Origin of the sequence: Dechloromonas sp. ARDL1, assembly GCF_051122455.1 — a bacterium.
Taxonomy (GTDB): domain Bacteria; phylum Pseudomonadota; class Gammaproteobacteria; order Burkholderiales; family Rhodocyclaceae; genus Azonexus.
This window is the reverse complement of the sequence record NZ_CP168939.1, coordinates 2621410-2635199: the sequence shown is the minus strand read 5'-3', so window position 1 is coordinate 2635199 and position 13790 is coordinate 2621410. Positions and strand designations below refer to the sequence as shown.

Below are 13790 nucleotides of genomic sequence, written 5' to 3'. Positions count from 1 at the left end.
CATAGTCGCTTCTGACAAGGATGGGGAGGCTTCGTTCGCCAAACCAGGCGAAATCATCCCGCTCAGGAACAGCGACGGGCGAGAAGGCAGGCGCTGGGCTGTTGTTGGAGGCGGTAAACAGTCCGGAGGTCTGGCAATCGATTTCGGTCTCCCTCGGCAGCAAAAAGAGATAGCATGCAGCCCCTTCTCCGGCAGCCCCGGGGATGAGCGCAGTGACCGTTGTGTTTTTTCCTGCGCCAGATACATTGAACACATCCGCACGCGCCTGGAAAAAGCCATGACTCAAGATCCCGACTACAAAAATAATCCGCTGCACGGTGTCAGCCTGAAACAACTGGTGACCGAGATCGCCCAGCACTATGGATTCAAGATTCTTTTCGCTTACCTGAACATCAATTGCTTTGCGAACAACCCGAGCGTTGAGTCCGCCGTCAAATTCCTGAAAAAAACCGATTGGGCGCGGGAGAAGGTCGAAGCTTTTTATCTTTACCAGTTCAAAAGCCTGCCGCGCGCCTCGGCCGAGCAATTTGAGTTGCCTCCGCGCGACCGCATCGTGCCGCCGGACCAGAAGCCGGGGCCGCCTGCCGAATTGAGCCTGGAAGATGCCGAGCGATTGCGCGAAAAGCGCGCCAAGAAAGCGGCCTTGCATGACCAGGAGCGATCTCCGCGAGCCACCGCCGGGCGGCGCGTCGGGAACGCGACTCGGGGTTCCGGTGCGGATGATGCAGACCCCTGGGCCAAGTGGAGAAAATAGTTGTGCCGGCCTGCCCGGTGTTTCTCGCTGCAGCCAAGGTTCTGGGCCTGAGCGCCGGTTTTGACCGGCCGGGCGAATATAATGCGGCCCCATGGCTATTCCCTCCCGCAAGCGCACCGCGCACGATGATCTCTCCCTCGCTTTTCTAACGGCCGACGCCAAGCGCCTGCGGGCCATTCAGCGCGAGTTGTCACGCGCCTCCGGGGAGAAAAAGCAGAAGCTGCAGGGAGATTTGGCTGCCCTGACAGGCGCTTCGCGAGCCGCTGTCGAGGCGCGCCGGGAACGCCTGCCGAAACCCGAATTCCAGGCCGATTTGCCGGTCAACGAACGGCGGGACGAGATCGCCGAACTGATCGCCAACAACCAGGTGGTCATCGTGTGCGGCGAGACCGGATCGGGCAAGACGACGCAGTTGCCAAAAATCTGCCTCGATCTCGGCATCGGCGCGCGCGGGCTGGTCGGTCATACCCAGCCGCGCCGGCTGGCCGCCCGTTCGGTGGCGACGCGGCTGGCGCAGGAGCTGAAGACCCAGGTCGGCGCCGGGGTCGGCGTCAAGATCCGGTTCCACGATAAGTCGACGCCGGAAAGCTGGGTCAAGCTGATGACCGACGGCATCCTGCTCGCCGAGTCGCAATCCGATCCGTATCTGAACGCCTACGAGGCGATCATCATCGACGAGGCGCACGAGCGCAGCCTGAACATCGATTTCCTGCTCGGCTACCTGAAGCAGTTGCTCCCCCGGCGGCCGGACCTGAAGCTGATCATCACCTCGGCGACCATTGATGCCGAGCGTTTCTCGCAGCACTTCAACGGCGCGCCGGTGATCGAGGTGTCCGGCCGCCTCTACCCGGTCGAGGTGCGTTACCGCCCGGTTGTCGACATCGACAAAAAGGACGACGAGCGCGATCTCTACGACGCCATCGTCGATGCCGCCGACGAACTGGCCCGCCTCGGCCCCGGCGACATCCTGGTCTTCCTGCCCGGCGAGCGGGAAATCCGCGAGGCGGCGGAAGCCCTGCGCAAGCACGCGCTGGCCCGGCCCGGATTGGGCACGGCGCACGCGCCGGAAATCCTGCCCCTGTTCTCGCGCCTGTCGGCCGGCGATCAGGACCGCATCTTCAAGCCTTCAGGCGGCCAGCGGCGCATCGTGCTGGCCACCAATGTCGCCGAAACCTCGCTCACCGTGCCGGGCATCCGCTACGTCATCGACACCGGGCTGGCTCGGGTCAAGCGCTATTCCTACCGCAACAAGGTCGAGCAGTTGCAGGTCGAGCCGATTTCGCAGGCGGCGGCGCGGCAGCGGGCCGGACGTTGCGGCCGGGTGGCGGCGGGCGTCTGTGTCCGTTTGTACGACGAGGCGGATTTCAACACCCGGGCGCCCTTCACCGATCCGGAAATCCTCCGCTCCTCGCTGGCTGGCGTCATCCTGCGCATGAAGTCGCTGAAGTTGACCGACGTTGAAAGCTTCCCCTTCATCGAACCGCCGCCGGCCAAGGCGATCAGCGACGGCTACGCGCTGCTGCAGGAACTCGGCGGGCTCGACGACGACAATCGGCTGACCAAGGTCGGCGATGCGCTGGCCAAGCTGCCGCTCGACCCGCGCATCGGCCGCATGCTGGTCGCCGCCCGCGATCTCGGTTGTCTGAGCGAGGTGCTGATCATCGCCGCCGGGCTATCGACTCAGGACCCGCGCGAGCGGCCGCAGGAGCGCCAGCAGGCGGCCGACGAGAAGCACAAGCTGTTTGCCGACGAGAAATCGGAATTCCTCGGTTGGGTCAAACTATGGGCCTGGTTCAAGCAGGCCGTCGATCACAAGAAATCCAACAAGCAGCTGGTCGATACCTGCCACGCGCATTTCCTTTCCTACCTGCGCCTGCGCGAATGGCGCGAGGTGCATGGCCAGCTGCACGCCATGGTCACCGAGTTGGGGTGGAAGGAAAACGAGATCCCCGGCACCTACGACGCCATCCACATGGCGCTGCTCTCCGGCCTGCTCGGCAACATCGGCTGCAAGTCCGACGAATCGGGCTACTACCTCGGCGCGCGCGGCATCCGTTACCTGATCCATCCCTCGTCGCCGCTGCAGAAGAAGGCAGGCAAGTGGATCATGGCGGCCGAGATCACCGAGACGACGCGCCTGTTCGGTCGCTGCGTCGCCCGCATCGAGGATAGCTGGATCGAGAAAGTGGGCGCTCACCTCATCAAGCGCCAGTACTTCGATCCGCACTGGGAAAAGAAGGCCATGCAGGTCGCCGGCTGGGAGCGGACGACGCTCTACGGCATCGTGATCAACCCCAAGCGGCGCATCCACTATGGCCCGCTGGCGCCGGCCGAGGCGCGCGAGATTTTCATCCGCCAGGGCCTGGTCGGCGAGGAAATCGACGAATCGTTCGCCAATAGATGGCCCTTCTTCCAGCATAACCAGCGGCAGATTCGCGACATCGAGAAGATCGAGCACAAGCAGCGCCGTCAGGACGTGCTGGTCGATGACGAGCTGATCTTTGCCTTCTACGATCACCTCATTCCCGAAGACATCCACAACGGCGCTACCTTCGACCATTGGCGCAAGACGGCCGAGCAGGAGAATCCGAAGCTGCTCTATCTGTCGAAGGACGACCTGATGCGCCACTCGGCCGCCGGCGTGACCACCGAGGCCTTCCCGCATCACCTCAAGGTTGGCGGCGTCGATTACGCGCTGAGTTACCACTTCGAGCCGGGCTCGCCCAAGGACGGCGTGACGCTGACCCTGCCGCTGGCACAGCTCAACCAGATTCCGGCGCTGCGCATGGAATGGCTGGTGCCCGGGCTGTTGAAGGAAAAGCTGGTGCAGCTGATCAAGACGTTGCCGCAGAAAATCCGCGCCAAGCTGGTGCCGGTGCCCGAGTTCGTCGAGGAATTCATCGCCGCCACCGCCGGCAACGACAAGAAGATGAACGCCGGCCTGATCCCGCCGCTGATCGACTACATCCTCGAAGCGCGCGGCCTGAACGCCCGCGGCTGGGCGGTGACGCCGGACGCTTTCCGGCCTGACGCGTTGCCGCCGCATTTCGCGATGAACTACAAGCTGATCGACGAACACGGCCGGCAGCTGGATATGAACCGCAGCCTGGTTGCCCTGCGCGGCGAGTGGGGCAAGGAAGCCAAGGAGGAATTCGCCGAGCTGCACGAAACGCCGTCCGAATACACTCAGTTGACCGACTGGACCTTCGGCGAGTTGCCGGAGTTGATGGAGGTACCGGTCGGCAAGCAGACGGTGATCGGCTACCCGGCTTTGGTCGACGACGGCGAAACGGTCAGCCTGAAGGTCTTCGATTCGGCCGAGGAAGCCGCCGAAACCCACCGCAAGGGGCTGGCGCGGCTGTTCATGCTGCAGTTCAAGGAGCAGGTGAAGTATTTCGACAAGAACGTGCCGGGCATGAACCAGATGGGCATGCAGTTCATGGCGCTGGGTACGACCGACGAACTGAAACGGCAGATAGTCGACCTGACCTTCGAGCGCGCCTGCCTGACCGAGCCGCTGCCGACGACGCCGGACGCCTTCAAGGCGCGCTGCGGCGAGGCCAAGGCGCGGCTGGGCCTGATCATGCAGGAGGTTTGCCGGCTGGTCGCGACCGTGCTGACCGAATGGCAGGCAGTGACCAAGAAGCTGCCGGCCTTCAAGGCGCAGGCGGCCGTCGTCGCCGACATCGAGGCGCAGCTGAAGCGGCTGGTGGGCAAGCAGTTCGTCGTTGCCACGCCCTTCGAGCGCCTGCAGCATTTCCCGCGCTACCTGAAGGCGATCGGCGTTCGGCTCGACAAGCTGAAGGCGGCGCCGGCTCGTGATACCCAGGCGATGGCCGACTACGCGAAGCTATGGACGAATTACGAGCGCCGGGCGCTGCAACTGGCCAAGATGGGGACGGTCGATCCCCAGGTCGAGCAGTTCCGCTGGCTGATGGAGGAACTGCGCGTCGGCCTGTTCGCGCAGGAACTCCGGACGCCGGTACCTGTCTCGGTCAAGCGCCTGGAAAAACAATGGGAAGGAATCAAACATGGGTAATGTGATGCTCGCCCTGGCACGCACCTTCGGCAGTCTGCGCAGCAGCAAGGTGTGGCTCTACGTGCTGACGCCGGCCATCGTTTCGCTGTTGCTTGCCATCGGACTTGCTGTCGGCGCACTCGGCTGGGCAGTCCAGCAGATGATGGAGTTCCCGCCGATGACCCTGCTGGTCGGCTGGGGGCTGGTCTGGCTGGCGCATATTCTTGCCTATCTGGGGGGCTGGATGGCGATCTTCGCGCTGGCCTATCTGGTCGCTTCGCTGCTCGCGGCCATCGTCATCATGCCGCTGATGCTGCGTCATCTGTCGCAAACCGAGTATCGCGACGTGGCGGCGATGGGGCGTGACAGCTTTGTTGCGGCGGCGCTGAACAGTATCGGCGCATCGCTGGTTTTCGTCGTCGCCTGGGTGGCAACCATTCCGCTGTGGCTCATTCCCGGTTTCTCGCTGCTGATTCCGCTGTTACTGATGGGCTGGCTGAACCGTCGCACCTTTGCCTATGATGCGCTGTCGATGCATGCCACCGACAGCGAGTGGGCAAGCCTGCGAGAGGCGCACAAGGCACCGCTGTTCATGCTCGGCCTGACCATGGCGCTGCTGGCGCACATCCCGCTCGTTGGCCTGCTCGCGCCGGCACTGGCGGCGCTGTCATTCGTTCACTACGGGCTGGAAGCCCTGCGTCGTTCGCGCGGGGAGGCGATAGTGACTATCGAGGGAGAACGGGTATGAGTCGCAATTTTGGCACCGTGATCATCGGCGATGAAATCCTGTCGGGAAAGCGGCAGGACAAGCATTTCGCACGGATCGCCGAGATGCTGGGGGCACGCGGTTTGCGGTTGAGCTGGGTCGAGTACCTGGGCGACGATCGCGATCGTCTGGCCGCTACGTTCAAGCGCACGATGGCGGCCGGCGATGTGGTGTTTTCCTGCGGGGGCATCGGCAATACACCGGATGATCACACCCGGCAGGCCGTGGCGGCTGCGCTCGGCGTCGGGCTGGAACTGCATCCCGAGGCCTTTGAGGAATTGAAGCTCCGCTTCGCCGGTGAGGAAATCACCGACCAGCGCAAGTTGCTGGTTACCTTTCCGGCCGGTGTGCGGATGATTCCCAACCCGTTCAACCGTATTGCCGGTTTCATGGCCAACGACCACTACTTCGTGCCCGGTTTCCCGCAGATGGCGCATCCGATGATCGAATGGGCGCTCGACACCTTCCACAGGGGCGAATTCCAGCCCGTCGCGGAGACGATAGAAAAAGCCTTCCTGCTCACCGGGCCGGCCGCATACGAGAGCGCGCTGCTCGATCTGATGGAGCGCATCGTCGCCGCCTACCCGACGTTGCGCCTTTTTTCCCTGCCGTCGCTGGTCGGCAAGGAGCGTAAACACCTCGAGCTCGGGGTGGAGGGCGCGCCGGCGCTGGTCGACAAGGCGATGGCGGATATTCGAGCCGAGGTCGAACGACGCGGCATCAACTGGGTCTGGCGCCCATGAAGCCGGCGCAGCATCCAACCGCGCTGCGCACGCAGGGCTTGCTCGCCGACGCCGGCTTGCTGGTTCGGGTGGTCGAGTTCGAGCAGCCGACGCGGACCAGCGCCGAGGCAGCAGAAGCCATCGGCTGTGCGGTGGCGGAAATCGCCAAGTCGGTGGTTTTTCGCAACAAGAGCGAGGGCGGTGCGGTCGTCGTCGTGGCCAGCGGTGCCAACCGGGTTAATGAAGCCAAGGTGGCGGCTTGCCTGGGCATCAAACTCGGGCGTGCCGATGCGGATTTCGTCAGGGAGGCGACCGGTTATGTGATCGGCGGCGTGGCGCCGCTCGGCCATGCAGGGCCGGTTCGACTGTTGCTTGATCGCGACCTTCTGCAGTTCGTAACGGTCTGGGCGGCGGCGGGAACGCCGTTCTCGGTATTTCCGCTCACGCCTGCAGCCTTGCAGGTTCTGACCGGGGCTGACTGGGCGGATATCCGCCAGGATTGATTCGGCGACGGCACGGGTAATACGTCGGGCAACAAAAAGCCCGCGTCAGGCGCGGGCTTTCCGGGACAAAGCAGTTGATGCTTACTTGCTGACTTTCTTGGCGGCAGCAGCGGTGGCGCTCTTCTTGGCCGGTGCGACTGCGGTAACCTGGCTGGCAGCCTGGATATTGGCTTCGGCGATGTCGGACAGCTGCTTGGCCATCGAGGTCATCTGGTCGAATGCCTTGGTCGAGGCACCGAGCATCGATTGCATGGTGGCGGCAAACACATCGCCGCCGACCGGTGCGGAAGCCTTGGCCTTTTCGACGGCGGTTTCGGCGTTCTTGGCGAAGCTGCTGTATTGGGCTTCCATGACCGAGGTGATTTCCTTCTGCATTTCGGAGACCAGGTCATAGACGCTGCGCGAATAGCTGACCAGCTTGTCCACATTCGGCTGGGCCAGTTCACTGTTCAGTTTGGCGACAGCATTGGCATCCTTGGCGCCGAGCAGTTGCTGGGTGTTGGCAACCGTCGAGTTGAAGAACTCGCGGGAAGCAGCCATGTTGAGGGCGGTCAGGCGCTCGACGCCGTTGAAGGCGGTGCGCATCAGGGCCATCATGACTTCGGCGTTGGCTTTTTGGGCGGCGGTCAGTTGTTCGAAATTCGGGTTGCTCATCATCATCTCCAGTTCTTGAATGTGTGCTGCGGATGAAACGACAAACCCCTGCCGAGGCAGGGGTTGAACAGGCAATTGCTTACTTCTTCTTGGAAGCGGCGGCGGTGGCGCCAACAGCCTTGACGGTGGCGTTGGTGGCGGCGGCAACGTTGGCTTCGGTGATTTCGGCAACTTGCTTGGCAGCCTTGTTCATGTTGTCGAAAGCGGAGTTGGCAGCGGCGATGGCGCTCTTGACGGCGGCGACGGCAACGTCGGAACCGGCCGGGGCGGACTTGGCAGCCTTGTCGAGCAGGCCGGCCACAGTCTTCTGGAAGTCGCCGAACTGGGCTTCAACCATCTTGGACAGCTCTTCCTGGGTTTGGGCGGAGATTTCGTAGACGCTACGCGAGTAGGCAACGGCCTTCTCGACGTTCGGCTGGGCCAGCGAAGCCTGGATGGACAGGGCTTCCTGAACGTCCTTGGCACCCATCAGGGCCTTGGCGCCGGAAACGGAGTCTTCCATGACCGAACGGGCGGTGTTCAGGTTCAGGGCGGCGATACGCTCGGCGGAAGCCAGGGCGGTGTTGGCCAGGGACAGCAGGGAGTCGACGGTGGCCTTGTTGGCGGCAGCGAATTGCTCAGGGGTCGAGAACATGGGTTTATCTCCTCATAAAAGTCATGTCGTACTACGAACTTTCGCAGCCTTGCCTATTGGCATGTTGCGCTGCAGCATGAACTTAATTATAGGGATGATTGCCCGCTTGTCAACAATAATTTTGTGCAGTGCACAAATCCGATAAGTCGATGTAAATCAGGTGCTTGAGGAGGCCTGTGGAATGGCCTTGCGGTGCGGTTTTCGGGTGCCCTGTGTGCCGGAATGCCCTACGGTTGCCCACTCGGCGCAGAAAGACTTCCGGCCCCCTTGAGCTGCAGGCGTTCCCCTCGGGGGGTAGGTTGGTCCACTGCCGTATCCTTGTTCTTGGGCTGGATTACCGCGCGAACGCGCGGTGGCGCGGCATTCGGGTCACGGGTCTCGCCAGCGGTGACCAGGTATTTTTCGTTCACCGCGTCGTACCAGATGTAGTCGCCTTTAACCTGGTCTTCACCGCTCTTCACCCAGGCACGATGGAACAGTTCGGCAATCTCGGTATTGGTGTTGTACTCAATCCGTTCGGCTTCGCCGTCGACGTATTCGTCCTTTCCTTCCCGTTTCTGGCGGAATCTGGCCAGGCCGTCCTTGCCGGCGAAGGCGGTGCCTTTCTGGAAACCGTAGCGGTCTTCGGTGATCACGACACGGTCTGCCTTGAGTACCATGGTGCCCTTGGTGATGACCACATCGCCTTCCAGTACCTGAGTTTTCTTGGCGTCGTCGATCGAGACCCGGGCCGCCTCGAGCAGCATGGGCTTGTCGCGGTCGGCCTTTTCGGCAAAGGCGGGCAGCGAGGCCAGCAGGCAGAGGGTCAGCGTGGCAAGGCGAAAGGTCATGGCGTTGATCTCGGACGGATATATTGTCCCTTGACCTGCGATTGCAGAACGAAGGTGGATTTGTTGTTGTCGATCTGGGCGCCGACGCCGGTCACCCAGGATTGCCCCTGGGTAATTTCGACGGGGCTGTTGGTGAAGGCGAAGCCGGCCTCGGTCTGTACCGTCAGGTCCGGCATGCGGGCGACCAGCTCCTGTTGTTCGGGCGTTGCGGCACGTGTGACACGGACATCGTCCCACAAATAAGCGACTTCGCCCTTGGAGGTGACTTTGGCGAAATTCGAGGTGACGGTGATCGGGGGCGCATCCGGTCGATAGCTGATCAGGATGGGGGACTTTAATTCGGAACTGTCGTCGTCCGGGTAATGAACCATATACGGGCCGGTCAGACGATATTTGACCTGGCCGGTCTCGTCGAAACGGCGGACGATATAGTTCTCGGCGATGCCGTCCGGGTCGTGGCGAAACTTGCTGTCGTGCTTGTCGTTTCCCATGTCGATGGCGCTTTGCAGCCAGAAGGTCAACCCGGCCAGCACGGACAGGATGATGATCGGGAAGAGTTGGCTCGGCCAGTGCTTCATCAGGCTTCGAGGTACGGGGCGAAGGCTGCGTCGAGTTTGCCCTGGGCGGCGAGGATGAGTTCGATGGCCTCACGGACTGCGCCCTGGCCGCCGGAAGCTTCGGTAACCGCATGTACGCGTTCCTTGACGATGGGGCGCGCATTGGCCGGGGCGATGGTGAGCCCGGCGCGTGCCATGGCCGGAAGGTCGATCAGATCGTCACCCATGAAGGCCAGTTCCGACCAGTCGAGGTTGAGTTTTTCGAGCAGTTGGGCGGCGACGTCGCGCTTGTTGCCCACGCCCTGATAGACGTGCGCGACGCCGAGATCGGCGGCGCGATGCGAGACGACGCCGGAATTGCGGCCGGTGATGATGGCCACCTCGATGCCGACGCGCTTGAGCAGCACGATGCCGAGACCGTCCTGGACGTTGAAAGTCTTGAATTCGTGGCCGTCGTCGGAGTAATGCAGTCCGCCGTCGGTCATCACCCCGTCGATGTCGAAGGCGACGAGTTTGATGCGGGCGGCGCGGGCTTGAACGTCCATCAGATGACCTTGGCGGTGAAGAGATCGTGCATGTTGAGGGCGCCGATGAGGCGATTGTCGGCATCGACAACGAGCAGGGCGTTGATGCGCAGGCGCTCCATCATCTCGACGGCTTCCACGGCAAGTTTGTCGGGGCCGATGGTGCGGGGGCTGGGATGCATGACCGAGGCAATGTCGCCCTGCTGTAGGTCGAGCCGTTTTTCGAAGGCGCGGCGGAGGTCGCCGTCGGTGAAGATGCCGAGAACAGCGTTGTCCGAATCGGTAATCGCCACCAGGCCGAGACCGCCGCGCGACATGGCGATGATGGCATCAGTGATGGCGGTGCCGGGAGCGACGGCAGGAACGCGGTCGTCGGCGCGCATCACGTCGCGAACATGGGTGAGCAGGCGTCGTCCGAGCGAGCCGCCGGGGTGCGAGCGTGCGAAGTCCTCGGGACCGAAGCCGCGCGCATCGAGCAGGGCGACTGCGAGCGCGTCGCCCAGCGCCAGCGCGGCCGTGGTGCTGGCTGTCGGGGCAAGGTTGTGCGGGCAGGCTTCCTGCTCGACGCCGGCGTCGAGGTGGATGTCAGCTTCGCGCGCCAAGGTCGAGGTCGGCACGCCGGTCATGGCGATGATTCGCGCGCCCTGGCGCTTGAGGGCGGGCAGGATGCTGAGCAGTTCGCCGGACTCGCCGGAGTTGGAGAGGGCGAGCAGCACATCGTCGCGGGTGATCATGCCCAGGTCGCCGTGGCTGGCTTCGGCTGGATGGACGAAATAGGCCGGGGTGCCGGTGCTGGCCATGGTGGCGGCGATCTTGCGCGCGATGTGGCCCGATTTGCCCATGCCGCTGACGATCAGGCGCCCGTGGCAATTGAGGATCAGTTCGACGGCACGGGAGAAATCGCCGTCGAGTCGCCCCTGCAGGGCCTCCACAGCGGCCGCTTCAATGCTCAGGGTCTGGCGACCGAGTTCCAGAGCGCGTTCCGGCGAAAAGCGATGAGCGTTTAGGCTTGGGTTCATGACGGGGCTGCGGTTAAGATGTGGGAAGTATACCTGAATCGCGAAAACGGCCCTTGAGCGCACTTCCTCTCGTCCTGCTGCTGCTGGGTGCCTCGGTCTTGGCCGTGGTCATCTTCCGGCGCTTCAACCTGCCGCCGGTGCTCGGCTACCTCTTTGTCGGCAGCGTGATCGGTCCGCACGCCCTGAACCTGATGAGCGAGGTGCATCGCGCCGAGTACCTGGCGGAGTTCGGCGTTGTCTTCCTGATGTTCTCGATCGGCCTGGAGTTCTCGCTGCCCAAACTCTATGCGATGAAGCGCATCGTTTTTGGCCTCGGCTTGTTGCAGGTCGTCGTCAGCATGGTCTTGATAGCCGGGCTGGTCATGTTGTTCGGCGTCAGCTGGCAGCTCGGCATCGCGCTGGGCGGCGTGTTCGCCATGTCGTCCACCGCGGTCATCACGAAGTTGCTGGCCGAGCGCATGCAGCTCGATTCCGCGCACGGTCGCGAAATCATGGGCGTGCTGCTGTTCCAGGACCTGGCGGTGGTCCCGTTGTTGGTCATCATCCCGTCGCTGACCCAGCCCCCGGAAAAGCTCGCTGTCCTGCTCGGCATCGCGCTACTCAAGGCGGTGATCGTGCTGGCGATCATTCTGGTTTTCGGGCAGCGGCTGATGCGCAAGTGGTTCCACTTTGTCGCCCGCGCCAAATCCTCGGAAGTGTTCGTGCTCAACGTCTTGCTGATCACCCTGAGCCTGGCTACGATCACCGAGCTGGCGGGTCTGTCGTTGGCACTGGGGGCGTTCGTCGCCGGCATGCTGATTTCGGAAACCGAATATAAGCTGCAGGTGGAAGAGGACATCAAGCCCTTTCGCGATGTGTTGATGGGCTTGTTCTTCGTCACCATCGGCGTGAAGCTCGATCTGCATATCCTCGTCGGGCTGTGGTGGCAGGTGCTGCTTGCTGTCGTTGCACTGCTGGTGGTCAAGTCGCTGATCGTCGGGGTGCTGTCATGGCGGCTCGGCGCTTCGCCGGGCAACGCCATTCGTTCCGCGCTCTGGCTGTGTGCCGGCGGGGAGTTCGGTTTCGTGCTGCTCGGCGAGGTGATGCGCCTGCCCAAGGAAATCCAGCAGGTGGCGCTGACCACGCTGGTGCTCTCCATGCTGATCGCGCCATTCGTTGTTCAATACAGCGAGCGCATCGTCGTTCGTTTCGTGGCCAGCGAATGGCTGATGCGCTCGATGCAACTGACCCGGATCGCCGCCCAGTCGATGGGCTCCGAGAAACACGCCATTCTTTGCGGCTTCGGCCGCAACGGCCAATACCTGGCCCGCTTTCTTGGCCAGGAAGACATCAATTACGTCGCGCTGGACCTGGACCCCGACCGGGTGCGCGAGGCTTCGGCCGGTGGTGAGAATGTCGTTTATGGTGATGCCGGGCGCAAGGAAGCCTTGATGGCTGCCGGCCTGATGCGGGCCAGCGTGGTCATCGTCACCATCAGCGATACGGCACTAGCCGAGAAAATCTTGCATCACGTGCAGGAGTTGCGCCACGACCTGCCGGTCATCGTGCGTACGGCCGATGAGCGTGACATGGATCGCCTGACCCGCGCAGGGGCGGCCGAGGTCGTTCCGGAGGCGCTGGAGGCCAGCCTGATGCTGGCTTCGCACGCGCTGGTACTGGTCGGCGTGCCGATCAACCGGGTGCTCAAGCGGATCCGGCAGACGCGCTCGCAGCGCTACAGTTTGCTGCGCGGCTTCTATCGCGGGATTACCGACCGCGACCACGATGAGGAAGACGAGCACCAGCCGCGCATGCACTCCGTGCTGCTCGCCGCCGGTGCTGCCGCCATCGGTCGGACGCTGGACGACCTCGATCTCGACAGCCTGAATTGCGAAGTGAGTGCCATACGCCGCCGTGGAATCCGTGCGCTGGAGCCAGCGCCGGAAACGCGACTGGAGGAGGGGGATGTGGTGGTGGTACTCGGCTTGCCCGAGGCGGTTACGGCAGCCGAGGAGCGCTTGCTGCAGAAATGAAAAAGCCCGCCGAGGCGGGCTTGATCAAAGGCGTCTCGTTGCCCTTAGAATCCAGAGCAGACCGTGTAAAGTGTTTGGTCATCGGCCGGGGTCAGCAAATTAGCATTCGCCTGGGTTGCGGCGCCGTTGGCAATGACTCGGACAGTGCCGGTTTGCGTGTTGCCGTCATCGAGCATGGTGTCGAGTTGCTGTGCAAAACGTCCCTGGATGCCGGTCGAGCAGATGTAGAAGTTGGCTGGCCAGACAGGGTTAGCTGCCGTCAGAATCGCGTCGCCGGTAATGCCAATGGCACCGCCCTCTGCATTGCGAGGAATATAGTCGGCGTTACCAACGACTGGCGTCCCTGTTGCCAAGCCGGCTAGGCGAACGTGCTGCCAGAAAAGGTAGGATTCATCGGTTTGTGTCACCGAGTTCCAAGCGCCGTTGATGCGTGCGTTGTCGAGCGTAGCCGCCGGCGTGGTGGCTACGGTGCCATTGGTTACGTGATTGTTGGCACGGGCGTCATCGCCAGGCATGGCGCGGAAGCGGTCTTGATAGGCATAGACAAACGACGACATTGAGCGGAAATCATTTGCCAGGTTCTTGACCTTGGCGCTGTTGATTAGCTCCTGACCTTTGAGGACACCGCCCATCAACAGGCCAATAATGACCAGCACGATGGCGATTTCGACGAGGGTGAAGCCTTTTTGATGATTTTTCATGGCATGCTCCGAATATTACTCCCGTGTCACTAATGCAATTTTTGTGCCTATGGCTTTGGGCTGGAATTTGCTAATGACTGTATGAATCTGGGTTGA

General features: G+C 62.5%; 13 protein-coding genes. 6 read left to right on the top strand and 7 right to left on the bottom strand.

The window, feature by feature from the left end:
• Positions 1 to 277 precede the first annotated feature (277 nt).
• The 5 genes from AB6Q56_RS12930 to AB6Q56_RS12910 all read left to right on the top strand — a co-directional run bounded on the left by AB6Q56_RS12930 (position 278) and on the right by AB6Q56_RS12910 (position 6763).
• Positions 278 to 754 (top strand): VF530 family DNA-binding protein, encoded by a 477-nt coding sequence (locus tag AB6Q56_RS12930; protein WP_434513578.1) that lies wholly within the window; start codon positions 278 to 280, stop codon positions 752 to 754.
• 91 nt (positions 755 to 845) lie between these two features.
• Positions 846 to 4793 (top strand): ATP-dependent RNA helicase HrpA, encoded by a 3948-nt coding sequence (hrpA, locus tag AB6Q56_RS12925; protein ID WP_434513577.1) that lies wholly within the window; start codon positions 846 to 848, stop codon positions 4791 to 4793.
• Entirely contained in the window at positions 4786 to 5520 is a 735-nt protein-coding gene (locus tag AB6Q56_RS12920; RefSeq protein ID WP_434513576.1) for an EI24 domain-containing protein, read from the top strand. The genes hrpA and AB6Q56_RS12920 overlap by 8 nt, the downstream gene beginning before the upstream one ends.
• Positions 5517 to 6281: a competence/damage-inducible protein A gene (locus tag AB6Q56_RS12915; protein ID WP_434513575.1), complete on the top strand. Its 765-nt coding sequence runs from the start codon at positions 5517 to 5519 to the stop codon at positions 6279 to 6281. Before AB6Q56_RS12920 ends, AB6Q56_RS12915 begins: the two co-directional genes overlap by 4 nt.
• The gene (locus AB6Q56_RS12910) at positions 6278 to 6763 is read left to right on the top strand and encodes a YbaK/EbsC family protein (protein WP_434513574.1); all 486 of its coding nucleotides are present in this window, start codon (positions 6278 to 6280) and stop codon (positions 6761 to 6763) included. The genes AB6Q56_RS12915 and AB6Q56_RS12910 overlap by 4 nt, the downstream gene beginning before the upstream one ends.
• An 81-nt stretch (positions 6764 to 6844) precedes the next feature.
• Here the strand turns inward: AB6Q56_RS12910 and AB6Q56_RS12905 are convergent, their stop codons facing one another.
• From AB6Q56_RS12905 to AB6Q56_RS12880, 6 genes are all read right to left on the bottom strand, one after another.
• Complete coding sequence (locus AB6Q56_RS12905; protein WP_434513573.1) at positions 6845 to 7423, bottom strand: phasin family protein; 579 nt, start codon at positions 7421 to 7423, stop codon at positions 6845 to 6847.
• Between the two features lie 73 nt (positions 7424 to 7496).
• Positions 7497 to 8051, bottom strand: coding sequence for a phasin family protein (locus tag AB6Q56_RS12900; protein WP_434513572.1), 555 nt, complete (start codon positions 8049 to 8051; stop codon positions 7497 to 7499).
• Between the two features lie 227 nt (positions 8052 to 8278).
• Positions 8279 to 8881, bottom strand: coding sequence for a lipopolysaccharide transport periplasmic protein LptA (gene lptA, locus AB6Q56_RS12895; RefSeq protein WP_434513571.1), 603 nt, complete (start codon positions 8879 to 8881; stop codon positions 8279 to 8281).
• Positions 8878 to 9459: an LPS export ABC transporter periplasmic protein LptC gene (gene lptC, locus AB6Q56_RS12890; protein WP_434513570.1), complete on the bottom strand. Its 582-nt coding sequence runs from the start codon at positions 9457 to 9459 to the stop codon at positions 8878 to 8880. Before lptC ends, lptA begins: the two co-directional genes overlap by 4 nt.
• Complete coding sequence (locus AB6Q56_RS12885; protein ID WP_434513569.1) at positions 9459 to 9983, bottom strand: KdsC family phosphatase; 525 nt, start codon at positions 9981 to 9983, stop codon at positions 9459 to 9461. Before AB6Q56_RS12885 ends, lptC begins: the two co-directional genes overlap by 1 nt.
• Positions 9983 to 10981 (bottom strand): KpsF/GutQ family sugar-phosphate isomerase, encoded by a 999-nt coding sequence (locus tag AB6Q56_RS12880; RefSeq protein ID WP_434513568.1) that lies wholly within the window; start codon positions 10979 to 10981, stop codon positions 9983 to 9985. Before AB6Q56_RS12880 ends, AB6Q56_RS12885 begins: the two co-directional genes overlap by 1 nt.
• 53 nt (positions 10982 to 11034) lie before the next feature.
• Between AB6Q56_RS12880 and AB6Q56_RS12875 the strand changes: the two genes are divergently transcribed.
• Positions 11035 to 12993 (top strand): monovalent cation:proton antiporter-2 (CPA2) family protein, encoded by a 1959-nt coding sequence (locus tag AB6Q56_RS12875; RefSeq protein ID WP_434513567.1) that lies wholly within the window; start codon positions 11035 to 11037, stop codon positions 12991 to 12993.
• 44 nt (positions 12994 to 13037) lie between these two features.
• Here AB6Q56_RS12875 and AB6Q56_RS12870 read toward each other — a convergent pair whose 3' ends face one another.
• Positions 13038 to 13694 (bottom strand): type II secretion system protein, encoded by a 657-nt coding sequence (locus AB6Q56_RS12870; protein ID WP_434513566.1) that lies wholly within the window; start codon positions 13692 to 13694, stop codon positions 13038 to 13040.
• Positions 13695 to 13790: the final 96 nt, after the last annotated feature.